General features: G+C 33.4%; 19 protein-coding genes. 14 read left to right on the top strand and 5 right to left on the bottom strand.

Annotated features, from left to right (window positions below; translation table 11 throughout):
• Window positions 1-19: 19 nt before the first annotated feature.
• Window positions 20-721 (bottom strand): S24 family peptidase, encoded by a 702-nt coding sequence (locus A3I1_RS0105490; RefSeq protein WP_018370280.1) that lies wholly within the window; start codon window positions 719-721, stop codon window positions 20-22.
• 613 nt (window positions 722-1,334) lie between these two features.
• Here A3I1_RS0105490 and A3I1_RS0105485 point away from each other — a divergent pair.
• The 9 genes from A3I1_RS0105485 (at window position 1,335) to A3I1_RS0105445 (ending at window position 9,308) form a co-directional block, all read left to right on the top strand.
• Window positions 1,335-2,204, top strand: a complete 870-nt coding sequence (locus tag A3I1_RS0105485) for a substrate-binding domain-containing protein (RefSeq protein ID WP_018370279.1) — start codon at window positions 1,335-1,337, stop codon at window positions 2,202-2,204.
• A 9-nt stretch (window positions 2,205-2,213) separates the two neighbouring features.
• Entirely contained in the window at window positions 2,214-3,059 is an 846-nt protein-coding gene (gene pstC / locus A3I1_RS0105480; protein WP_018370278.1) for a phosphate ABC transporter permease subunit PstC, read from the top strand.
• Complete coding sequence (pstA, locus tag A3I1_RS0105475) at window positions 3,060-3,935, top strand: phosphate ABC transporter permease PstA (protein ID WP_018370277.1); 876 nt, start codon at window positions 3,060-3,062, stop codon at window positions 3,933-3,935.
• Window positions 3,932-4,681, top strand: coding sequence for a phosphate ABC transporter ATP-binding protein PstB (gene pstB / locus A3I1_RS0105470; protein WP_018370276.1), 750 nt, complete (start codon window positions 3,932-3,934; stop codon window positions 4,679-4,681). The genes pstA and pstB overlap by 4 nt, the downstream gene beginning before the upstream one ends.
• A complete protein-coding gene (phoU, locus tag A3I1_RS0105465; protein WP_018370275.1) occupies window positions 4,681-5,316 on the top strand; it encodes a phosphate signaling complex protein PhoU in 636 nt (211 codons plus the stop codon). Before pstB ends, phoU begins: the two co-directional genes overlap by 1 nt.
• Window positions 5,317-5,327: 11 nt before the next feature.
• Window positions 5,328-6,005, top strand: coding sequence for a winged helix-turn-helix domain-containing protein (locus A3I1_RS0105460; protein ID WP_018370274.1), 678 nt, complete (start codon window positions 5,328-5,330; stop codon window positions 6,003-6,005).
• Window positions 5,998-7,662, top strand: a complete 1,665-nt coding sequence (locus A3I1_RS0105455) for a sensor histidine kinase (RefSeq protein WP_018370273.1) — start codon at window positions 5,998-6,000, stop codon at window positions 7,660-7,662. Before A3I1_RS0105460 ends, A3I1_RS0105455 begins: the two co-directional genes overlap by 8 nt.
• A 256-nt stretch (window positions 7,663-7,918) precedes the next feature.
• A complete protein-coding gene (locus A3I1_RS0105450) occupies window positions 7,919-8,449 on the top strand; it encodes a GNAT family N-acetyltransferase (RefSeq protein WP_018370272.1) in 531 nt (176 codons plus the stop codon).
• Window positions 8,450-8,732: 283 nt separating this feature from the next.
• Window positions 8,733-9,308 (top strand): hypothetical protein, encoded by a 576-nt coding sequence (locus A3I1_RS0105445; RefSeq protein ID WP_018370271.1) that lies wholly within the window; start codon window positions 8,733-8,735, stop codon window positions 9,306-9,308.
• Between the two features lie 82 nt (window positions 9,309-9,390).
• Here the strand turns inward: A3I1_RS0105445 and A3I1_RS0105440 are convergent, their stop codons facing one another.
• Window positions 9,391-11,667, bottom strand: coding sequence for a Xaa-Pro dipeptidyl-peptidase (locus tag A3I1_RS0105440; protein ID WP_018370270.1), 2,277 nt, complete (start codon window positions 11,665-11,667; stop codon window positions 9,391-9,393).
• A 124-nt stretch (window positions 11,668-11,791) separates the two neighbouring features.
• On the opposite strand from A3I1_RS0105440, the gene gla reads away from it, so the two are divergent.
• The 3 genes from gla (at window position 11,792) to A3I1_RS0105425 (ending at window position 14,517) form a co-directional block, all read left to right on the top strand.
• The gene (gla, locus tag A3I1_RS0105435; RefSeq protein WP_018370269.1) at window positions 11,792-12,649 is read left to right on the top strand and encodes an aquaglyceroporin Gla; all 858 of its coding nucleotides are present in this window, start codon (window positions 11,792-11,794) and stop codon (window positions 12,647-12,649) included.
• 177 nt (window positions 12,650-12,826) lie between these two features.
• Window positions 12,827-13,582 carry a CppA family protein gene (locus tag A3I1_RS0105430; protein ID WP_018370268.1) on the top strand — a complete coding sequence of 252 codons (756 nt, stop codon included), beginning with the start codon at window positions 12,827-12,829 and terminating at the stop codon, window positions 13,580-13,582.
• On the top strand, window positions 13,579-14,517 hold the full coding sequence (locus tag A3I1_RS0105425; protein WP_018370267.1) for a serine hydrolase domain-containing protein: 939 nt from the start codon (window positions 13,579-13,581) through the stop codon (window positions 14,515-14,517). The genes A3I1_RS0105430 and A3I1_RS0105425 overlap by 4 nt, the downstream gene beginning before the upstream one ends.
• A gap of 192 nt (window positions 14,518-14,709) precedes the next feature.
• Here the strand turns inward: A3I1_RS0105425 and A3I1_RS0105420 are convergent, their stop codons facing one another.
• Together A3I1_RS0105420 and pflB are read right to left on the bottom strand one after the other, a co-directional pair.
• Window positions 14,710-15,150 (bottom strand): GNAT family N-acetyltransferase, encoded by a 441-nt coding sequence (locus tag A3I1_RS0105420; protein WP_018370266.1) that lies wholly within the window; start codon window positions 15,148-15,150, stop codon window positions 14,710-14,712.
• Window positions 15,151-15,213: 63 nt separating this feature from the next.
• Window positions 15,214-17,526 (bottom strand): formate C-acetyltransferase, encoded by a 2,313-nt coding sequence (gene pflB / locus A3I1_RS0105415; protein ID WP_018370265.1) that lies wholly within the window; start codon window positions 17,524-17,526, stop codon window positions 15,214-15,216.
• A gap of 204 nt (window positions 17,527-17,730) precedes the next feature.
• Between pflB and dinB the strand changes: the two genes are divergently transcribed.
• Complete coding sequence (gene dinB / locus A3I1_RS0105410; protein WP_018370264.1) at window positions 17,731-18,825, top strand: DNA polymerase IV; 1,095 nt, start codon at window positions 17,731-17,733, stop codon at window positions 18,823-18,825.
• Window positions 18,826-18,916: 91 nt separating this feature from the next.
• On the opposite strand, the gene A3I1_RS0105405 is transcribed toward dinB, so the two are convergent.
• Window positions 18,917-19,408: a hypothetical protein gene (locus A3I1_RS0105405; RefSeq protein WP_018370263.1), complete on the bottom strand. Its 492-nt coding sequence runs from the start codon at window positions 19,406-19,408 to the stop codon at window positions 18,917-18,919.
• 311 nt (window positions 19,409-19,719) lie between these two features.
• Between A3I1_RS0105405 and A3I1_RS07960 the strand changes: the two genes are divergently transcribed.
• The coding region (locus A3I1_RS07960) for a discoidin domain-containing protein (RefSeq protein WP_018370262.1) at window positions 19,720-25,091 on the top strand (5,372 nt) is incomplete at its 3' end.

The following is a 25,091-nucleotide window of genomic DNA, read 5'->3' as shown; positions in this document are numbered from 1 at the left end:
GTTCCCGAGTTTTTGTTTGTCATAAGGCTTCTTTAATAACTGGCATAAAGTGACTGACGACCAGTCCTACAATTTTGGGTTCATCTTCGTAGGGGATAAATTGGTCGGGAAACTCTTTATTAAGAGAAACCATGCGAAAACCTTCTTTTCCACGATAGAGTTTTTTGATGTAGAGGGTATCATTCCAAGTCAGGGCATAAACAGCACCATCATAATCAAAACCGTTGGCCTTGATGAGTGCTACTTCGCCATTTTGATAAATAGGTTCCATCGAGTTTCCTTTAATCCAAGTGGCGATATCATAGCCATATTGTTCGACATCAGAATAGACGATTTCTGTTTCATATTCATCAAAGAGTGATTCTCCAACACCAGCTGAGAGTGCAACATCTGCTAGGACAGTGACAGCAAACAGTGGTCTGACTTTTTGTTCTTGTTTTTGCTGTATTTTTAGTAAATCAGAAACATACTCCTCAGCATTTTGTTGGTTGGTTGAAGAGAGTTTTAGATAGTCTCTAATAATCTGATATTGTGATTCAAAATAGCTTATCTCCACTTCCAGAACAAGTGCCAGTGTTGTCAAATGTTTTTGATTGGGAATGGTTTTACCACTCTCCCAATGATGATAAGCCACCCGACTAATCTCTAATTTTTTAGCCATACTAGCTTGAGAATACCCTTTTTCAATTCTTTTTTGTTTTAAACGTTCTTTTGAAAACATCATGCACCTCTTGTTAATTTATAACTTAACAAAATTATATCATTTTAAAGAGAATTTGCAAGTTGGAAATTTTTCATAATCCAAAGCCCCATTCCTAAATTAAAAAAAATACTATTTTACCTTATTAGAATGTAAAATAGTATTTTTTTATTAGTGGAAAATGTTATTATTACAATAATATTTTGTATATTACTTCTATATTTTTTAAAAAATGATATAATAATAAAAAAGCACCGAGACGGTGCCAGAATGTATACGTTTAAAACTTATTTTAACGCGCTGTGTTGTTTCGAATAGTTCCAACAACATATTGATTGTACGAGTTTAACTGCCATGCGTTTTAGAGCTGTGTTGTTTCTAATAGTTCCAAAACCTATCCAATTCAGTCAAAAACTAGCTCTAATAAAATAGACGTAAAAATAATAACCAATTCTTGTTGTATGCAAGAATTGGTTTTTATTTAGTGTTTTTAATTGCTAGATTCGATGGAAAATCAAGTTTTATTATTGTAAAAGTTTAAAATTTACATATTCTTTACAAAAACAAGGTAATGAATTTTATATTTTAAGGATAAGATAGAAACAGTTATAAATACATTTTATAGGAGTTTGACATGAAAAAAAGATATTTCTTAGCATTTTTAACTGTTTTTAGTGGTTTATTATTGATTTTAACGGCGTGTGGGACCACAACAAAATCGTCTAATATGATTAATGTTATCACACGCGAGGAGGGATCTGGAACACGAGGAGCTTTCATTGAATTATTTTCAGTATTAGAAGAAGTTGATGGTGAAAAAGTTGACCAAACTTCAGACAAAGCTATTGTTTCAAATTCAACTGCTATTGTGTTAACAACAGTTTCAGGCGATCAAAATGCAATCGGCTATGTCTCTACAGGATCGGTAGATGATAGTGTTAAGACTCTTAAAATTGATGGTGCTAGCCCAACTGTTGAAAACATCAAAGATGGTAGTTATAAAATCGCTCGTCCTTTTAATATTGCTGTGAAGGATAAGATTAGTGATGTCACAGAAGATTTTATTGCTTTTATCATGAGTCGCGATGGTCAAACGGTTGTTGAAAAATCTGGCTATATTGCTATTGATAGTAGCTATGATTATCAATCAAGTGTAACTTCTGGAAAACTTGTTATTTCTGGTTCAAGTTCTGTTACTCCAGTTATGGAAAAATTAAAGGAAGCTTATTTAGTGATCAATCCATCAGTTACTATTGAAATTCAGCAAAGTGATTCTTCTACAGGGGTTATCGATACAATTGATAGCATATCAGATATTGGGATGGTATCAAGAGAATTGAAAGATTCTGAGTTAAAACAAGGAATTACTTCTCACGTGATTGCAAGAGATGGGATTGCCATTGTTGTTAATAAAGAAAATCAGATAACAAAACTTACGAGTCAACAAGTTAAGGCGATATTTACTGGAGAAGAAATCAATTGGGATAATCTCATTTCTGAATAAGGAGTTATGATGAAATTACTGAAAGAAAAGGGCATGCATGTGATATTTTTTATCACATCTTGCCTTTCTATTATATTTGTCGGTCTTATTTGTTTGTTCTTATTTTCTAGTGGCATTCCAGTTATTTTAAGAATCGGTGTTTCTGAATTTCTTTTTGGAACCGTTTGGAAGCCTGCCAATCAGTTGTTTGGTGTTTTTCCAATGATAATTGGCTCTCTTTTTGTGACGGGATTGGCTTTACTAATTGGTGTTCCAATAGGATTGACTACAGCTATTTTTATGGCAAAATTTTGTCCACCTTCTTTATATAAATTATTAAAGCCAGCAATAAATCTGATGGCAGGGATACCTTCGGTTGTTTATGGCTTTTTTGGATTAGTGGTTCTGGTACCATTTGTTAGGAATTATTTTGGTGGTTTTGGAATGAGTATCTTAACAGCAGCTATTCTACTGGGGTTAATGATTTTACCAACAATTATCAACATTTCAGAAAGTGCTATTAGAGCTGTCCCTGAAAGTTATTATGAAGGGGGCATAGCTCTTGGAGCTTCTCATGAACGTAGTGTTTTTTTTACTGTACTACCGGCAGCTAAAAGAGGTATTTTAGCTAGTGTTATTTTGGGTGTTGGTCGAGCAATTGGTGAAACAATGGCTGTGATCATGGTTGCCGGAAATCAAGCCATTATTCCAGATTCTATTATTTCAGGTGTAAGAACCTTAACAACGAATATTGTTATGGAAATGGGATACTCTACAGGTATTCATCGGGAGGCGTTAATTGCTACGGCAGTTGTTTTATTTGTTTTTATTTTATTAATCAATATCTCATTTTCATTACTCAACAAGGAGGTTTAAGTGGAAAATATTAATCATGTCCACTGGAAACAGCGGTTACATTCTTTACAAAATGATCCTCTTTCTTTTGTGTTAAACGCTTTGGTTCATGTCGGTGCTTTTCTAACAATGACAGCCATCTTATTTATTATTAGTTATATTCTAATAAAGGGAATTCCTCATATTAATCTAGATTTATTTTCTTTTTCTTATACAAGCGAAAATGTTTCTTTGTTACCTGCCTTTGTTAATACATTATATATGGCAGTATTATCTTTAATGTTTGCTATTCCTATTGGAATTGGTTCTTCTATTTATTTGACAGAGTATGCTAATCGAAACAATTCTTTTATTTTCATTATTAGGATTGCAACAGAAACTCTTTCAGGCATTCCTTCCATTATTTACGGCTTATTTGGTTCTTTGTTTTTTGTTAAGTATGCACAATTTGGTCTTTCTCTTTTGTCTGGTGCTTTAACGTTGAGTATTATTATATTACCATTAATTATGCGCACTACAGAAGAAGCTTTGTTATCAGTCCCTGATAGTTATCGAGAAGGAAGTTTTGCTTTGGGTGCTGGAAAAGTCAGAACTATTTTTAAAATTGTTTTACCTAGTGCGACATCAGGTATCTTTTCAGGGATTATTTTAGCTATTGGTAGAATTGTAGGAGAATCGGCAGCCTTAATTTTTACAGCTGGTACAGTAGCAGAAATAGCATCAAGTATTTGGGATTCTTCAAGAACTTTGGCTGTTCATATGTTTGCAATATCAGGTGAGGGTTTGTATTTGAATCAAACCTATGCTACTGCGGTTATCCTTTTGTTATTAGTTATTACCATTAATTTATGTTCAGAAGTAATTGTTAACTATCTAGGGAGAGGAAAAAAACAATGAGTCAATTAACAATCAATCAATTAGATTTATTTTATGGTGATTTTCAGGCTTTAAAGAATATTAATCTCACTATAAAAGAAAAAAACATTACTGCATTTATTGGCCCATCAGGTTGTGGTAAATCAACCTTATTAAAAAGTCTTAATCGAATGAATGACCTTATTAAAAATTGTCGCATTACAGGTACTGTTTTATTGGACAATAAAGATATTTATAAAGAAATTGATATTAATCTGTTAAGAAAAAAAATTGGTATTGTCTTTCAAAAACCCAATCCTTTTCCGATGAGTATTTATGATAATATTGCTTTTGGTCCAAGAACACATGGTGTTAAATCTAAAGTACAGTTAGATGAAATTGTTGAGCAATCTTTAAAAAATGCAGCATTGTGGGATGAGGTAAAAGATCGCTTACAAAAGTCTGCTTTGGGCTTATCTGGTGGTCAACAACAAAGGTTGTGTATTGCTAGAGCTCTTGCTATTGAGCCAGAAATCTTATTGATGGATGAACCAACAAGTGCTCTAGATCCTGTTTCGACACTAAAAATTGAAGATTTAATCATTAGTTTGAAACAAAAATACACCATTGTGATCGTCACTCATAACATGCAACAAGCGGTGAGAATATCAGATCATTCAGCATTTTTTTTGATGGGTGAAGTTGTTGAATATGATAAAACGAGCACTTTATTTTCAATGCCAAAAGATAAAAGAACTGAAGAATATATTACAGGGAGATTTGGTTAATGCGTTCAAAATTTGAAAATCAATTACACAATCTAACTAATGATTTAATTGTTATGGGAACTTTTTGTGAGGATATTATCTCAAAATCTTTACATTGTTTATTAGAACAAGACTATGTTTTAGCAACTGACATTACAAAAATCTACCAGAAGATGGAACATTTAGAAAGAGACATAGAATCAAAATGTTTAAAGCTATTGTTACAACAACAACCAGTTGCTAAGGATTTACGAGACATTTCAGCAGCTCTTAAAATGGTTTATGACATGAAACGAATAGGCGCACAATCCTCAGAAATTGCTGAGATAGTACTCCAAAAACATATCAATACTGATGAAGAGTTATTATCCCTTGAAAAAATGTCAACCGATGTTATTGAAATGGTCTCACAAAGTATAGATGCTTTTATTTATCAGGATCAAAAGTTAGCACATAATATTATAGAAAAAGATAGTCAAGTGGACAAAGAATTTGATACAATTAAAATAAAATTAATGGATTATTTTGCTAAAGAAGCATCTGACGGTGAGCATGCTATTGATTTATTAATGGTCGCTAAATATATAGAACGTATTGGAGATCATGCTGTAAATATTGCCAAGTGGGTATTGTTTTCAATGACTGGTCAGTTGTAATGGGGGAAAAGATGATTTATTGTGTTGAGGATGACGATAATATTCGTGAGTTAATGCTTTATACTTTGAAATCAGTAGGATTTGACGCTGAGGGATTTTCAAGCAGTCAATCATTTTGGCAAGCCCTCAAAGAACATCCTCCAATTCTTATCATTTTAGATATTATGTTACCTGAGGAAGATGGTATTTCTATTTTATCTCAATTAAGACAAAATCATTCAACGCAGCAAATTCCTGTTATTATGGCAACAGCTAAAGGAACAGAATATGATAAGATAAAAGGTTTAGACATGGGAGCAGACGATTATCTTGTCAAACCATTTGGTATGATGGAAATGATTTCAAGGATTAGAGCAGTTTTAAGAAGAAGTCACATTCCAAATGATAAGAACGAGCTTATTTGGGGAGAGTTGAAAATTGATAAAAAAAGCCATGCAGTCACATTAGCACAAGAAAAACTTGATTTGACATTAAAAGAGTTTGAATTGCTACATTTATTTATGGAAAATCCTAATCGTGTTTTTACTCGTCAAGAATTGCTAAACCACATTTGGGGGGAGAGTTTTTTGGGAGAAACGAGAACTGTTGATGTTCATATTGGAACTCTTAGAACTAAACTTGGTCAATATGCTTACTATATCAAAACGGTTAGAGGAGTGGGTTATTTGATGGAGAAAGTTAATGATTAAAAAAATATTTAAAGCGATTTTTATCGCTACAATAGGTGTTTTTGTTGCTTGTCTATTTTTAATTATGGGTGTTTTATATCGTTACTTCTCAACACTACAGTTAGAACAATTACGTACACAAACAACCTTGGCTGCTCAAGGTATTTCTCTTGAAGGAAAAGAATATTTTGAAAATCTCAATACTTCAAATGTTCGCATTACTTGGGTAGATAATCTAGGAAATGTTTTATATGATTCTCACTCAAATGCTTTAGAAATGGAAAATCATAGTCAAAGAGCAGAAATAAAAGAAGCATTATTGTCTGGTTATGGTGAAAGTAGTCGTTATTCTCCTACTTTGACGCAAAACTCTCTTTACTCAGCCAAGCGCTTAGATAATGGTACCATTGTTAGATTATCAGTCTCTCAACGAAGTATTTTTCTTATTTTCTTAGGAATGTTACAACCTATTGCCTTTATTTTTTTAATTGCTATTGGGTTATCATTGGTTATCGCTAGACATATCTCCAAAAAAATTATTGCTCCTTTAAATACAATGGATCTTGATAAACCCTTAACAAATATTACTTATGAAGAAATAACCCCTTTTTTAAGAAGGATTAATTATCATCAAGAAGAATTGAGAAAACAAAAGCAGTTGTTAGAGCAACAAAAAGAAGAGTTTAATACAATTGTTTCAAAAATAAAAGAAGGATTCCTTTTATTAGATAAAGCAGGACGAATTATTAGTATCAATCAGACAGCTCAAACATTTTTTGACATTGGTACATCTTATCAAGGAAAGGATTTTCTTCAGTTTGCTAGAAATATCTCTTTAATTGATAATCTTAAAGAGGCTCTTTTAGGCAAGAAAAAAGAGGTTAAAATTGAAAAAGGAGATTTCCATTATCAAGTAATGTTTAGACCAGTTTTTTCAGATGGTCAGCTAACTGGCTTAGTTATTTTAATGTTTGATATTACTGAACAAGAACAAATAGAACAAATGAGAAGAGAGTTTACCGCCAATGTTTCTCATGAGCTAAAAACACCACTGCAAACAATTTCTGGTTATTCTGAAATACTAAAAAATAAATTAGTGGCTACAGAAGATATTCCTCAATTCTCTGAAAAAATTTTTATGGAATCTCAGCGTTTAATTCATTTGATTGAGGATATTATCCGTCTTTCTCATCTCGATGAGGATAGTTCGATTACAATGCAACCTGTCAATTTATATCAATTAGCTCAAAATGTTTTAGACAGTCTATTATCTCTTGCGATGGAAAAAGAAGTGCAACTCAAATTAACAGGAGAAAAAACTGAATTATTTGGTAATTCCTTACTACTTCATTCTATTATTTATAATTTATCTGAAAATGCGATTAAGTATAACCGTCAAGGTGGAACGGTTTTAATTGATATCAGTGAAAAAGCTAAAGAAATTGTATTAACAGTAAAAGATACAGGTATTGGTATACCACAATCAGAACAAGACCGTATCTTTGAGCGTTTTTACCGTATTGATAAAAGTAGAACACAAAAAGATGGTGGGACAGGTCTTGGGTTATCAATTGTTAAGCATGCTGCTTTACTACATAAAGCAAAGATAAAGGTATTAAGCCATATCAATGAAGGGACAGAAATCAGTGTTATTTTTAATAAGAGCAATTGTATCTAACCTTACCCTATCGTATGATGTTATTAGAGAAATAGGCTGATAGGCTATCATTATGGATGGTGTAATTTTGGTTTTCTAAAAACACCAGTTTAATGACACTTTTAAAATACTCATAACTAAAAATAATTGTAGAAATACTTATCCTTAGAAATGGTGAGTATTTTTACTTATATAGATGTTTCAATCCATTTTCAATTGTCTTTATTATTTATTAATTAGCTATGTTATAATAATAGAAAAAGTTTGGAGGTGTCTCATGGATAACTTATCATTAATTCAACCTAGTCTTGCTTATGAAACAGAATTAATCGCTTATCGTAAATCTTTTGGTGAGGAACATATTTATGGAAGTAGTAAATTAGATAAGTATGAAAAGATTTCTGATTGGCTTTCTTATCTTGAAAAGATGTCTGATGAGTCAACTTGTCCACCAGATAGAGTCCCCTCAACGACTTTTTTGTGTGTCAGACAATCGGATAATGTCATTGTTGGCATGTGTAATATTAGACATCATATTAAAACAGAGTTTCTACTTAACATTGGTGGACATATTGGTTATTCGATTAAACCAAGCGAACGCTTAAAAGGTTATGCTACAAAGCAACTTCATTTAGCTTTGTTGAAAGCTAAAAAAATGGGACTTGAAAAAGTCCTACTCACGTGTGCAGAAGATAATATTGGTTCTGATAAAACAATTCTAGCTAATGGTGGTGTCTATGAGGATACGAGATATGATGCTAGTGATGATGAAAATATAAAAAGATATTGGATTGATTTGAGAAACTAACTTAGTTTCATTGGTAGAGGTGATAGTTTCATTTATAATAAATTTATCTCAACATTATCATAAAGATAGAAAGCGAGGAAGAATGAAAAAGAATAAAGAATTGACCCCATTTGAAACACTAACTTTTTTAAGTTCTGGTTTATTTCTTATCTACTTGCTACTTGTTCCAATCATCCTTAGATTCTTTCTATGAAGTGTTTTACTATCATAAAAAAAAGAATGACCTAGCTTGGATTGATTTATCTGGAGATTTGGAAGAAATCCTAAAGAGTTAGCAGATGATTTGTTAAAACAAGCAAAGCCTGAATCATTATGGAACATTTTAGGTTTAATAGTGATTATAGCATTCTATGGCTTTGGTTCTTTTTCCTTATATCAATTTTCTAATTCCGCTTCGCTAGATATTAATATTTTATCTTTCTTTATCTTTGGGTTATTGGGATTTCTTTATATCTTTTTCTTGTTTTATTTATTGAAAAAAAGTATTTATAGTCAATTTCAAAAATATCTGGTTTACTTAGTTTCCGGTAGTATTTTTATTATTTTCATAGTATTAGCTCTTATTTTAAAAACTTTAAATCAATTTTCCTATATTATCACTATATCTTGGCCTTACAATTTATTATTACTGTTAGGTTTTCTTTCTGTGTTATTATTTTCTTCGTTTAGAATATCTTTGTTTAGACCAGTTTTTGTGCTTGCCGTAGCCTTATTTTGTAGTGGTGTGATTAAAAGATATTATCTTTTAGGAATACTACAAGGAGAACTATGGCAAAGATGGATTCCTTTAGCTTTATTGGTGATTGGTATGATAGTTTTTTATCTTTGGTTAGGTCGCATACTAAAGAAAAATTTATAGGGGGAGTGTAAAAAAGAGACACCGTTTGGTGTCTCTTTTTGGCATGTGGCAAAGTAATTGTTACTATTTTTGATAATATTTTTTAAACAATCGGTACTGTTATTGTAGATTCTGACAAATCTACCGTTAAGCTGTAGTCGCTATTATCTCTAATGGTATGTTCAAAATCTGTCGTATAGAGAATGACACGGATACTATCTCCTTTTTTAAGGCGATAGATGGTTGGTTGTAACTTAAAGCTAAAGGTCATCCACTCCTTTGGTGTCACGTTTTCAACGGTTAGAAGGTTAGTACGGTTTTGCAGGTTAAGGACACCTTTAGTAATGACACGATATGGGCTCTCTGTAAAAGGTAGTTCCATCAAGTGTTCTCTTGCAAAATCAATCCCATTATCAATACTTTTACCCTCAATAATTTTTGGGTTATCACCAAGTCTTTTAGCTTTGCCAAAGTCCAGTACTTGAGCAGAGAGGATCCCTTTGTTAGCACTTGATTTCACTTTTAAATTAAGAATGATTTCTCCATTGATGTGAAGATCTTTCTCTAACTTGATGTCAGCAACAATTTCATTGGCTTTATTGTCAAACAAATCAGATTTAAAGTTTTTAAACTGTTTACTGTAACCATTAAAAGTGTCCTCATCATAGTGGTTTTGGATGGTTTTTTCATTGTCACCTAATGGCATATTGTCTTTTTTCTCTGAGCCAAAAGTTGCAAGGGTTTCCCAGCTTTGTGCTTCTTGGTTATTTTGCCAGATAACACTTGGTAGCGTATAGCCATTATCATGACCTAATAATTTTTGGCTTAAAAGAGCATTCATGCTTTCTCTAAAGTCAATGGACTGCCAGTTATTCATATAAACATGGGCACCGTGATGAAGAAAGACATGTTTTTTGACCTGTTCAGGTAAGGCGTTTAGGATATTATAAACGTGGCGTGGTTTCACATTCCAGTCTTGGAGTCCATGAGTGTAAACGACTTCAGCAGTGACTTTATCAGCATGGGTGACATAATTACGATTATGCCAGAATTGATTGTAATCGCCACTTTCTCTATCTAGTGCTTGTGATTGTTCCTTGAGGAATTTTTGATAGACTTCATTATTTCTAAGGTAGTCACCGGCAGCTAGATTACGTGAATAAGTTAACTCTGTTAAGACATCCAAGTCTTCACCAGGATAGCCACCAGGGCTACATACCAAACCATTTTCACGGTAATAATCATACCATGATGAGATACCAGCCTCAGCAATGATAACTTTTAAGCCTTCAACACCTGTTGTGGCAAGACCTGTAGAGAGGGTTCCTAGATAAGAAATTCCTGTTGTTGCGACAAGTCCATTTGCCCAAGTGGCTTTTACTTGTTTATCACGTCTATGACTAGTATAGGCATTAGCACGGCCATTAAGCCAGTCAACAACAGCTTTAAAAGATGCAATTTGCTGATAATCACCACTTGTCATTAGTCCAGTTGAGTCTAGCGTACCCACACCAGAAACATAGATATTCGCAAAACCTCTTGCAAGCAAGTAATCATTAAGGCTGTACGTTTTTGTAAAACTAAAGCTTTCCTCTGCATTCCCCTCCTCAAGGGAAGAAGGAGTTGTTTCTTTGAGAGTAATTTCTTCATTGGTTACTGAAATGCTATGAGGGTCTTTAACACTTAAGTCACCTTCCATCTTGTATAACTTTTTATTAGATGCAGGATCGTTAATGCCTTGATGATAAGGGCTTTGCATCATCATTGTTGGTATGAGATGGGTGGTTTTTGGGCGAATAATTGTTGTTTTAATCAAATCTAGTTGCCCGTCTTGGTCGGTATCAACTGGTGCTTCTACATAAACAATCTCACGAATTAATTGATTGGTATCAAAAGTTGGCAAACTTTTGCCATTGAAAAAGAGATAGTCATTGGTTGGTTTGATTAATCCTTGACTAATCAAGTGATCAATAAGTATCATCCCATTTTTACCACGTGTGTTTAAGAGGTGATAGAGGTTGTCGACCACATTTTCTTCATTATAGGTGATAGGGAAGTCGATTGTTTTGATAAAAGTCATCGTATTATCAAAATCAACATTTGGGATAAAACCTAACAATTGCAAAGAAATAGTATAAAAAATTTCATCAGTCATAGGGGTATCTGACTTAAAAAAATTTAATAAATCTGTTTCTTTATTAGCAATAAGGCGACTTAAGGCAAAATCCTTGTCAGAATGATGTAAAAAAGTTTTTTTGATAAAATTTTCAAATTGTTTTTTATTGGATTGTTGTGTTGAAAAATCAAATCCTAATACTTGTAATTCAGCAAGTTGTTGTTCTTTTTCCGTGTCAATATAACTATATTGATTATATTTCATAAATTTTTAAACTCCTTTTCATGTAAGCGTTTTAAATCATTATAATATCTTTACATTCTCTATTATACTTGATAGAATGTTACTTGTCTAAAAAAAGTTAAATGGCGAAAGGAATAAAAATATAATGGATGTCACATGGACTGTGAAATACCTTACGGAGTTTATCGCAACTGCTCTTTTAATAATATTGGGGAATGGTGCTGTTGCAAACGTTGATTTAAAAGGAACAAAAGGAAATAATAGTGGTTGGCTTGTTATTGCTTTTGGATATGGTTTAGGGGTTATGATGCCTGCTTTGATGTTTGGTAATGTTTCTGGTAACCATATTAATCCTGCTTTTACTATTGGTTTAGCAGTTTCAGGATTATTTCCATGGGGACACGTTCTTCCTTATATCATTGCCCAATTATTAGGTGCCATGTTTGGTCAGTTGGTTGTTGTTGGGGTGTATCAACCTTATTTCAAAAAGACAGAGAATCCTAATCATATTTTGGGGTCATTTTCAACCATATCAGCCTTGGATGATGGGACTAAAGAAAGTCAAAAAGCCTCCCTATTTAATGGTGTGGTAAATGAATTTGTCGGTTCATTCGTTTTATTCTTTGGTGCTCTGGCTCTGACTAAAAACTATTTTGGAGTAGAAATAATTTCCAAAATTATTAATCAATCTGGTGGTACGGTTTCTACTAAAGAAGTATTTGATTCTGTTTCTCATGTACTAAGTGGTAGTTTGTCTGTTGCCCATGTTGGTGTTGGTTTTCTTGTTTTAGTACTTGTGATTAGTCTTGGTGGGCCAACTGGTCCAGCACTAAATCCTGCAAGGGACCTTGGTCCAAGAATTCTCCATCATTTTTTACCTAAATCTGTTTTAGGAGATGCAAAACCTGATTCAAAATGGTGGTATGCGTGGGTACCAGTTATTATCCCAATATTAGCAGGAATTATAGCAGTCATGGCTTTTAAATATTTGTACATGAAATAACAAGAAAAGAGGTATTTACCTCTTTTTCTATATTGTGTTTAGAATCCAAAGGGCATAATGATTGCAATTTTAGTGAAATAACGATAATGTAAGAGTATATCATTAACAAAGAATAAAAGAATTGAATAGAATAAAAGAATTGAATAGAATAAAAGAATTGAATAGAAAGAGAGAGACATGCCAATATTTGATCATATTGAATTTAAAATCCCAGTTTTAAGAATTAATAGCCGTGATGAAAATATCCAATTTTATCAAAAAAAATTAGGATTAAAATTATTATCAGAAGAGGGCTCTCTTGTTTATTTTGGAAGTTTAGAACGAAAAAAAGCCATTTTTATGATTGAAGAATCACCAACAACTCGAACAAGAGCTGTTAATGGCCCCAAAAAATTACACAAAATAATCATCAAAGCTAAAAAGAAAGACGATATCGAGTCTCTCATTGCTAATGGTGCTGATATCAAACGAGTATTTAAAGGAGATAATGGTTACGCATTTGAAACTGTATCACCAGAAAATGATCTTTTTTTAATTCATGCTGAAGATGATGTTTCTAGTTTAAAATTAGTGGAGCGACCAGAATTAGACTTAAATTTATCTTTTAAAGGGCTAACTGATTATACTATTGAAGAAATAATTTTAAATGTGTCTGATATTGAGAAAGCAAAAACCTTTTATCAAGAAATTCTAGGAAACCAATTGCCTATTAATATTAGCTTTGTTGAAAATGAGGGTAAAGATTTAGCAATTGAACCTCATATCACCTGGGATATAGAAATTTTGGAATTTAGTGTATCAAAAGATTATGATTTGTTGTTTTTAAACAATCATTTGAGACAAAATGGCTTATCAACGTTTATTGATAAACAGCAAAATCTTTTAGTAGTTTCTGATTATAGTAATATTGAAATCTGGTTTGTAAAAAAATGAGTCATCAAAATATCATTGAAAAAATAAAGGAACAAATAAGTGATAATCTCTATCTAGGAGCTAGTTTAGCCATCTACGATAAGGGGTGGAAGGAATACTACATAGGAGAAACGAGTCCTAATGTTCCCACCAAGGAGAATCTTTCCTATGATTTAGCAAGTGTTTCAAAGGTTATTGGTGTCGGGACATTAATGATTTATCTTATCAATGATGGCACCTTTAAGCTTGATGACCCTTTTACAACTTATTACCCTTTTTTCAACAATGATCAAGTAACCATCAGACAATTATTAACGCATACCTCTGGCATTAATCCTTTTATCGCTAATCGTGATAAGCTGGGAGCAGAAGGATTAAAAGAAGCGATTCATCAGATAAGAGTAACAAATGATAACCATTTTTTATACACTGATATTAATTTTCTTCTTCTAGGTTTTTTGCTTGAGTATTATTACCAAGAATCTTTAGATAAACTCTTTTCTAAGAAATTGTTTCAACCCCTTGGAATGACTAATACGGGGTTTTCTCCTAAAACTGAAAGTGTGCCAACGTCACAAACTGCTCCAAAAGGACTTGTTCATGACCCCAAAGCACGTGTTTTAGGAGTTCATTCAGGGTCTGCTGGATTATTTTCAACCCTTAAAGATTTGGAAATTTTTATAATGCATTACCTCACGAATGATTTTGCTAGTCAATTAACAAAAGACTATGCTTTGTCTAACAAACAGCGCTCACTTGCTTGGAATTTGGATGGCAATTGGCTAGATCACACTGGCTATACAGGGCCATTTATGATGTTTAACCGTGAAACGCAACAAGCGGTTATCTTTTTAACTAATAGAACCTATCTTTATGACGATAGACCTTTGTGGATTGCTAAACGAAGAGAATTAAGAGATGTTATGATATCGCAATTACGTCAAAATGAGTCATGAGATAAAATGCTTAAGTACTAAAAGTTATAGAAATAATCAATACCAGTAGAAAAACTACTGGTATTTTTAGTGATGGTATTAAAAAGGATTTTAAAAATAAGGCAGTTGATTACAAGGCACTTGTTTTAAGAAATTAAAGATATTAAGTTATTATGTAGATGAACATTAATGTTTAATGCCATTTGTTGTTTTTTAAAGAGTTAGGCTCTTTTTCATTGAAATATGCTTAATACCCGCTTCTTCAAAAATACCACCAAAAGCTATAAAATCTAATTTTTGATAAAACTTTCTAGCAGTTAACTGGGCATGCAAAATCACCTCTTGATAGTGTTCTTTACTGGCAACATCGAGTATTTTTGTAAGAAGAATTTGTCCATATTGCTGTTTTCTAACTGTTTTTAGAACAGACATTCTTTGTAAAACGACTTGTTGCTCATTGGCAGGAAACAACCGAGCGGTTGCGACCGCTTTATGTTCATCATTATAAAGGACAAAGTGGAGACATTTATCTTCTTTATCATCTATTTCAATGCTTTCTGAGACACCTTGTTCTTTGACAAAAACTTCTCTTCTAATCCTTAGGGCATCTTGATAAATAGTATTGTTTATTTGAGAGGTGTATTTTATTTCCATGGTGTTATTGTAACGAAAAAAACAACTTTGTCAAGACTGACAAAGTTGTTTTTAAAGTAAAGATTAACCTTGCAAGGCATCATCCATTGAAAGCACTTCATGGAAGACACGTTGTGTTAATTCTGTTTTTTGTTCTGGTGTAAGGTATTTAGTGTTAACACAGTATCCTGAGATACGAACAATAACATCTTCACCAGCCATAATTTTTTCATAAACATCATTTAAGTCCATAACATTCAAGTTAACGTGTTGACCACCATTTTCAAAGTAACCATCAAGTACTGTAACAAGATTTTCAACTTGTTCATCAAAAGTTTTACCAAGAGCACGTGGCGATACTTGAGTTGTTAGAGAAATACCATCAGCAGCATAACTAAAGTCAAGGCTTGCAAGTGAATTCAAGTTTTGTAACCAACCACCTTTAGCTTTGTTAGATGGGTTAGCACCTGGTGAGAAGAATTCAAGTTTAGAAAGGTTTACTGAACCATCTTCGTTTAAGTAAACTCCTTTGTGAACTGGAGAGTTACCAGTTTGTTTAGAGTAAGCCACATTTGAAGTGATGGTAAGAAGTGAAACCGTTGCTTCAGCATCTTTGTATAATTTATGGCTTCTTAAACGAGTTGTATAAGCTTCAATCAACCATTCAGCAAGTTCATTTGAACGAGGGTCATCTTCACCCCAACGAGGAAACTCACCGATTGTTTCATAGTCGTAAATGTAGCCATCTTCATCACGAATTGGTTTAACAGTAGCATATTTAATTGCTGATAGAGTATCAACAGTGTTTGCAAAACCACAGATACCAAATCCCATGTTAGCACGTTGATGTGATGGTAAAAAGGCCATTTGAACAGCTTCATAGTTATATTTATCTGTCATATAATGGATGATGTTAAGAGCATCTACGTAAGTATCTGTCAACCAGTCAAGTGATTTTTCAAAGTTAGCTTTTACTTCATCAAAGTTAAGGACGTCTGATGTGACTGGATCGATTTCAAATACTTTATAGTCTTTATGAACATCATCATAACCACCATTAAGACCAGTAAGAAGAGCTTTAAGCACATTTACACGAGCACCAAAGTATTGGATATTGTGACGTTTTTCTTCATTTTCAGGATCAAGTGGTGACACACAACAAGAGATACATGACATTTCACCATAACCATCTTTAGCCATTGTTGTTACACCTTCGTATTGGATAGAAGAGTGTTTGTGACTCATGCTCATACAATAGCGACGGAATGAGTATGGTAATTTATCAGTCCAAAGAACGGTTAAGTTTGGTTCTGGAGAATTTCCGATATTATCAAGAGTGTTTAAGAAACGGTAGTCCATCTTAGTAACACGGTGACGACCATCGTTGCCCATACCAGCCATTGATGTTGTAATGAAAGTTGGGTCTCCAGAATATAATTGGTCATAAGCTTTAGTACGAGCAAATTTAACAGTACGAAGTTTTATAACGAAATCATCAACAAACTCTTGGATTTCAGATTCTGTAAAAGTACCACGAGCAAGGTCACGCTCTGCAAAGACATCAAGAACGATTGGCACACGTCCAAGAGAAGTTGCTGCACCATTGATAACACGACAAACTGCCATAAAAGCAATATTTACCCATTGGATTGCTTCTTTAACGTTCATTGCTGGACGACGCACATCCACACCATAAAGATCACCAAGTTTTACAACATCACCAAGTGCTTGATATTGTAAATTGATTTCTTCACGAAGACGGATAGTTTCTTCGTCGATTTCAGTGATAGCATTCCAGTCATTTACTTTTTCTTGCATTAAGAAGTCAGCACCATAAAGTGCAAGACGTGCGTAAACTCCAATAATGCGTCCACGAGAATAAGCATCAGGAAGACCAGTAACCGTATGCGCGTGGCGTGCACGACGAATATTTGAAGTGTAAGCACGGAAAATACCATCGTTAACGGTTGTTACATGTTTAGTAAAAATTTCATGAACCGCTGGATCAGGCTCAAAACCATTTTCTTTAAGAGTGGTTTCAGCCATGCGAATTCCACCTTTTGGCATGAAGTTTAATTTGAATAATTCATCATTTTGAATACCAAAAATGAGTTCATTTTCTTTGTCGATAAATCCAGCTGGGATTTCAGCAATAGAAGTTGGACGGTTATCGTATGGGAAACGAGTTGCTTCATAGTGTGCTTTTGTTTCTTCAACAATTTTTTTGATATGAAGAGAACGTTCTGTCGGACCAGCTAAAAAGCTTTCATCTCCATCATAAGGGGTGTAGTTAGCTTGGACGAAACGAGACACACTTGCTTTTTCTTTCCAATCTGTACCTTTAAAGCCATCCCAGGCCTTTTCAAAAACATCAGTATTTGTTTTAACAGTTGCCATATGTATTTTCCTCATTTATTCTAGTAACGAAACTGTTACAATTTATAACTTTATTTTATCATAGAATAATTGTTTTCCATAATAAAACAGGCTTTTAAAGGAAATTCTTTTATAATACAGAAGACTATAACAGATAAACTGTATTATAAGTTTGATTGTTTTCAGAAAACGAAATAAGGAGTATAATGATATTGGAGGTTTTCTATGTTAATTTATCCACTGATTAATGATTTATCACGAAAAATTATCCATATTGATATGGATGCTTTTTTTGCATCTGTCGAAGAACGAGACAATCCAAAATTAAAAGGAAAACCAGTTGTGATAGGTAGTAATCCTAGACAAACAGGTGGTAGGGGTGTTGTGGCAACAGCAAACTATGAAGCAAGAAAATATGGTATCCACTCAGCAATGAGCTCAAAAGAAGCTTATGAGTTATGTCCAACGGCTATTTTTATTTCAGGAAATCATGAAAAATATCGTGCTGTTGCAAAACAGATTAGAGGCATCTTCAAACGTTACACAGACATTTTTGAACCCGTTAGTATTGATGAAGCCTATCTTGATGTGACCAAAAATAAAATAGGCATCTCTTCTGCAATAAAAATTGCTAAGCTTATTCAATATGATATTTGGAAAGAACTACAACTCACCTGCTCGGCAGGTGTTTCTTACAATAAGTTTTTAGCCAAACTAGCGAGTGATTATCAAAAACCTAAAGGATTAACAGTGATTTTACCAAAGGATGCACAAGCTTTTTTGGCAGATTTACCAATTGGAAAATTCCATGGTGTTGGTGTAAAATCCGTTGAACAATTACAAAAAATGGGCATCAAAAAAGGTTCAGATCTCTTAGCCTACTCAGAACAAGAGCTTATTGATACTTTTGGTCGTTTTGGTTATGACTTGTTTCGTAAGGCAAGAGGTATTAGCAATAGCCCAGTACAAACTGACAGAGTTAGAAAATCTATAGGTAAGGAAAAAACTTATGCCAAACGATTATTCACAGAAGAGGATATTCAAGCAGAATTAACAAAATTGGTTGTGCAAGTAGTTAAAATTTTGGAAGAAATGAACAGAAATGGGAAAACGATCATTCTAAAAATTCGTTACTCTGATTTTGAAACTAAAACAAAAAGGCGCAGCCTAGAGAAAGCTACGCAGGATAATGCTATTATTGAACAAGAAGTTTATCAATTATTTGAAAGTTTACCTGAAAATAAAACGGGTGTTCGTTTATTGGGTGTGACAGTTAGTGGCTTTGAAGACACTAGTCAGGATATTCTACTTGATTTATGAAAGGATATTAAGATAGTAATTGCCACTTTTACAAGTTTTGTTAAAAAATGAAAAAACAGTTTAGTTAAAAACTAGACTGTTTTTTGAATGATTAAATATTTATTGCATCATCTTGTGAACTATTTTCTTCTAATTCACTAGCTTTATATAGTATAAAAGCATAGATGGTAGTGATAATAATTGGGACAATAAAGATATATAAAGATAAAGGTGCACCTGACGCCATAGCAGTGATGATGGTTAAAATAATGTTAAAAAGAGTATAGGCAATTCCAATATAGTAGGGTAACTTTTTCACCATTTTTTCATTCTTCAGGTGTTTTAGATTTTGGAAACAAAGAAAAGAAATAACTATTAAGATAATAATCCCAATAATCATTTGAACAAAAGATAGAGGTGTGGCACTTTCTCTTATGGCATCAGCTAGAATAGGATCATTTGTAGCAATCTGGTCGATATTGCTTAAAGCGAAATAAGTTCCCCAAATAGAAAAAATAGAAATAATAATTAAAAAGATATTAATTACCATAATGGTAATTGTTCCAGTTCTGATGGACTGACGGATTTTTGTCATTGATTTCATTTGTTTCTCCTTAAAATTAAATTAAACATTTTTATTATACCATAATTATTCAAAAACAAAATGTTTATCACCTCTTACTTCATTGATATAACTGATTTGTCATGAAAATTATAGTATGAGAGGATTATCATTTTATCAAATAAAAATTCCTTCTGAAAGAAATGGTCAAATGACGGAATTGATATTCTTGTATAAAACTTTAAAATATGAAATCAAATAATCTGTAGGTCATTTTTTTCTCATTTACAAATAGAAAATGAAATGCTAAAATAATCCTTGTAATCGTTTACAAAAATAAAAGGAGATATGATATGAAAAATTTTTCTTATTATAAAAGATTAAAATTTTCAATCAGACGTTTGTCTGTAGGTGTTGCTTCTGTTGCTATAGGAGCATCACTTTTTGGTGTTAGTCCTGTGTTGGCTGATCAAATAGAAACAACAGTGCCCACAGAAGCAACTGTTAATGAGGTCTCATCATTAGAACAAGATGAATCTAATACTGTAGATGATAGTAGTGAATTAACAGAAACTACAAATGAAACTGTTAAACTCTCTGAAATCTCTAAAAAAACAACTGAAATACCAGAAGAGGTGACAGATAGCTCAGCAGAGACTGTGGCAGATCAAGTGGAAATTGCTCCTTTGATTGAAACAGCACTTGAAGATAATGCTGAGGCTGCAAATGAGGTTTCTGAAACATTTGAAAAACCTCGAAATGCTGTAGGGGCAATTAACTCACTTACTTTTGAAAATGGTATTGCTAATATTGTCTATAATACTGGTGAAAAAGCTAAAGTTAGCTTATATAATGACCATGTCTTTAGATATTATATTGATAAGACTGGTGAATTCGTAGAAGACCCAGCACCAAGTAGAGAAGATAGACCAGCTAAAATTGCTATCAAGACATTAGAGGATTACCGTGATACTAACAGCGCATTAGGTAGTATGTCTGAAGATGAGACTAGCTACAAAATTACAACGGATAAAGTCCAATTAGTTTTTGACAAACAAACAGCAAGATTATCTGTTTTTGATAAGGTTTCCAACAACCTTATCACAAAAGAGGTTTTACCAGTTCAAATTACTACAAATAAGACAACTCAAACCTTGTCTCAAGCCGATAATGAGTACTTCTTTGGTGGAGGAATGCAAAATGGACGTTTCACTCATAAAGGTAATAAGGTTAATATTGTTAATGAAAATAACTGGGTAGACGGTGGTGTAGCTTCTCCGAGTCCTTTTTACTGGTCAACTAAAGGATATGGTGTTCTTAGAAATACTTTTAGACGAGGGCAGTATGATTTTGGGACAGAAGAGCCATCAACCACGACAACAACGCATGATGAAGGGCGTTTTGATGCCTATTTCTTTGTAAATAATACACCTGCTAATATTTTAAAAGATTACTATGAATTAACTGGCTCACCAGTTGTTTTACCTGAATATGCTCTTTATTTAGGCCATCTCAATGCCTATAACAGAGATTATTGGGTAGAAGTACCTAGTGATACTAGAGGAGCGATTTTATTAGATGGTAAGTATTATAAAGAATATCAACCCAACCAATTGCCAGAAAATGATCGTCCTAATGCTATTAAAGAAACTTTAAATGGTGAAGGGGACAGTTATAGATTTTCAGCTCGAGCAGTGATTGATCGCTATAAAGCAATGGATATGCCATTATCATGGTTTTTACCAAATGATGGTTATGGTGCAGGTTATGGGCAAACAGACAGTCTAGATGGCAATATTCAAAACTTAAAATCATTTGTTGAATATGCTAAAAATAAGGGTGTCAAGGTGGGATTGTGGACACAGTCTGACTTGTATGATACAGATCCTAATAAAGAAGTTGTTCTTCATAGAGATATTGACAAAGAAGTTGGAGAAGCCGGTATTCGTGTTATTAAAACTGATGTGGCCTGGGTTGGTCCTGGTTATTCCTTTGGTTTAAATGGTGTTGATAAAGGAGCTGAGCTTATCACTGAAAAGAGTGAAGAACAAGCAAGACCATTTATTATTTCCCTTGATGGTTGGGGTGGTACTCAGCGCAGTGCAGCTATCTGGAGTGGAGATCAAACAGGGGGAGAATGGGAATACATTCGCTTCCATATTCCGACTTATATAGGTTTAGGACTATCTGGAAATCCTAATATGGGTTCAGATATGGATGGGATATTTGGTGGAGCTAATCCAATTATTAATGCGAGAGATTATCAATGGAAGACTTTTACTTCAATTTTGATGAATATGGATGGTTGGGGAGCAAAACCTAAAACACCATTCTCATTTGATGATAAAACAACTGATTTAAACAGAATATCATTAAAACGTAAATCAACTTTAGTACCTTATGCCTATTCAACTGCTCATCAAGCAAGTACTGAAGGTAAGCCAATTGTTAGAGCAATGTTAATTGATTTTCCTAACGAGACCATCAATTATACTAAATCTGTTCAATACCAATATATGTACGGTGATAATTTATTAGTAGCTCCAATCTATCAAGATACTAATATGAAAGAAAATGGTGATGATATTCGTAATAATATCGTTTTACCAGATGCTTCAATTGAATGGATTGATTTTCATACAGGTGAAAAATATCAAGGTGGACAAGTCTTAAATGGCTTTGAAGCACCTCTTTGGAAAATTCCTGTATTTGTTAAAAATGGTGCAATTATTCCGATGACAAATCCTAATAATAATCCAACCGAGATCGACCGTACTAACCGCCTCATCACTTTCTATCCTCATAAGGATTCTCATTTCACCTTAGTTGAAGATGATGGTTTAACAGTTGATTACAAATCAGGTAAAGTTGCAAAAACATTGATTGAGAGTCATGCAGGAGACTCTAATATCAAAGGTACAGCTGTTTTAACCATCAATGCTACTGAAGGAAGTTTTGAAGGATTTAATAAAAATAAAACAACTGAACTTCATGTCAATGTTTCTGAAGATGTTGAAAGTGTATTAGCAACTATAAACGGTGAAACTGTTAGACTAACTCGTGTGAAGAGTTTAGAAGAATACCAAAATGGCAACAACGTCTTCTTCTACCATGAAAATCCAATCATGGCCACCTATAATCCTAAGAGCGAAGATATCCAAGGGTTACGTGTGACTGAAAACAGTCTTGTTAAAATTAAATTGGCTATGACTGACGTCACAGCTTCAAAAATTGATGTAACACTTAATGGTTTTGTCAATAAACCAGCAGATAAAGAAATTCCAGAAAATTTAGCAACACCAACGGTTCCGACTCAAGTTGAAGTACCAGAAGAACTTGTTTCTGCTACCTCAATAACTGTTGCTTGGCAACCTGTAGAGGATGCTGATTCATATGATATTATGAAAGATGATGTTCTCTATACAGGTATTAAAGGGAATACATTTTCGTTTGATGATTTATCCTATGGTAGCTCACACGAGTTTGCAGTGAGAGCGGTTAATGCGAAAGGTGTTTCTGATTGGTCAGCTGTGATTGTTGCAAAAACGAGTGAAGATCCATTAATGAATGCTATTGATGGCATCCAAGCAACATCAAGTATAACAGCACAACCTGAACAAGGCTTGGAAAAATTATTTAATAAACAACTCGGAGATCAATTTCATAGTAGATGGAATGAGGCTGTATCATTCCCTGCAACTATTACTATGGATTTAGGTGGTGTCTATCATATTGATTATTTAGAATATCATCCAAGAGCTGATGGTGGATTAAATGGAATCATCACAAAAATTTTCTTTGAAACAAGTGAAGATGGTAAGAACTGGACTAGAGATGAATTCTATACTAACTGGAGCAGTGATAAACAAGTTAAGACATACCGTTTTACAACTCCTAAAGCACGTTTTGTAAGAGCTAATATTGCTGCGGGATACAATAATTTTGTCTCTGGTGAAGAAATTTTAGTTTTCAAAAAGCCTGGTACCAGAATGGAAATTGTTGGTGATATTAACCGAGATGGTAAAATTTCAGAAGATGATAAGACTTCATTTTTGAACTATACTGGTCTTAGAAAACAAGACAGTGATTTTGATTATATTAAGCATGTGGACATAAATGGTAATGGTCTTATAGATGCACAAGATATTAGTGTGATTGCGGTTCAGTTAGAAGATGGTGTTCAAACACCGTCCCCTCAAACACCTAGTGGACGAGTATTTTTAGCAGCAGATAAGTTAGAGTTGTCAGCTGGTGAACAAGTTAAGGTGAGATTAATTGCTGATAATCTACTAAATACAAATGCTCTTACTTCTGTTTTCCAATTCGATAATACAAAATATCGTTTAGTGACTAATTCTGTAACTTCAACTGATTTTACTAAACAAGCAGAAAACTTTTCTCGTGTTCGTGCTCGTGATGAAAAAACTGATGTTATATTTAGTTTTGTGAATTTTGGTCAAAAAGAAGCCATGTCAGGTTCTGGAGAAATTGCTTTTATTACATTAGAGGCCTTGAGAGATGTTCTTTTGGATGAAAGTACAGTTGATACTATTTTAGTAGCAAATAATTTAAGTGCTCAACCAGTAGTCGATATGCCTGTTCGTCAAATGGTAAATTATGAAGAAAAAGCTGTTGTTCCAACAAAGATTGAGGCTAGCCGTACAACTCATGGAAGTGTAACATTATCTTGGCATAAAGATCCTCAAACAATGTGGTATATTGTCGAACAAGAAATCTCACAAGATGGTCAAAGCTATTTTATCGAAGTAGGTAGAACGGAAAATAATCTTTTTAATGTGTATAATCTTTCTCCAGAAACAAATTATAGCTTTAGAGTGATTGGAAATAATCCACTTGGAGATTCTGATCCATCCGAAATTATTTCAATACAAACTGTAACAAAGGATGTTTCTAATAAAATTGATGGTATTTCAGCCATTGCTGAAGCACCGGATCAGCCAAATCAACCATTAACTTTACTCTTTGATGGGGATGAATCTACCCAATACCATAGTCAATGGTTTAATGATAAAGCTGTACCATCATCGATGGTGTTAGATTTAGGTAGCAAACGAATTGTTGATCATATCATCTATGTGCCACGAAGAGATGTTGGAAATGGTACCTTAACTTATCTAACTATTGACACTAGTCTTGATGGCGAAAATTGGTCTAGTACTGGAGAAGTCATTGGTTGGGTAAGAAGTAGTGATGATAAGGTAGCTTACTTACCTCAAAATCATAAAGCTCGATTTATTAGATTGAATTTCAAAGAAAGTATTGGCGGCTTTATTTCAGGGCAAGAACTTTATGTCATTTCTGGTTCAAGTAATGATGGGCATAAAGCCGTACCAGACACTGCACCAACAGCTGAAGATAAACCATCCATTGTGTTTACAAATGGCAGTGGTGCTGTTAATGAAGATAAACCATCCATTGTATTTACAAATGGCAGTGGTGCTGTTAATGAAGATAAACCATCTATCGAGTTTAGCAATGGTAGTGGTGTGGTAAATGATCTACCAGAACTCTCTCTTTCAAGCCAAAAACGTGAACTAAAAGATGAAGTGTCAGGCATTATGATTCAACTAGAAGCTGGTGAGAGAACAGATATTTCTGATATNAGTGTTGGACACAAAGAAACCCAAGATCCAAATACACCAAATGTCCTTAAAGATCAAGATTATGACCTCTTTGATATCTCACTAGTAGATGCTAAAGGTGA

It is taken from the genome of Streptococcus marimammalium DSM 18627, assembly GCF_000380045.1.
Taxonomy (GTDB): domain Bacteria; phylum Bacillota; class Bacilli; order Lactobacillales; family Streptococcaceae; genus Streptococcus; species Streptococcus marimammalium.
The sequence above is the reverse complement of the archived record's forward strand: the minus strand, read 5'-3'. Positions and strand labels throughout refer to the sequence as shown.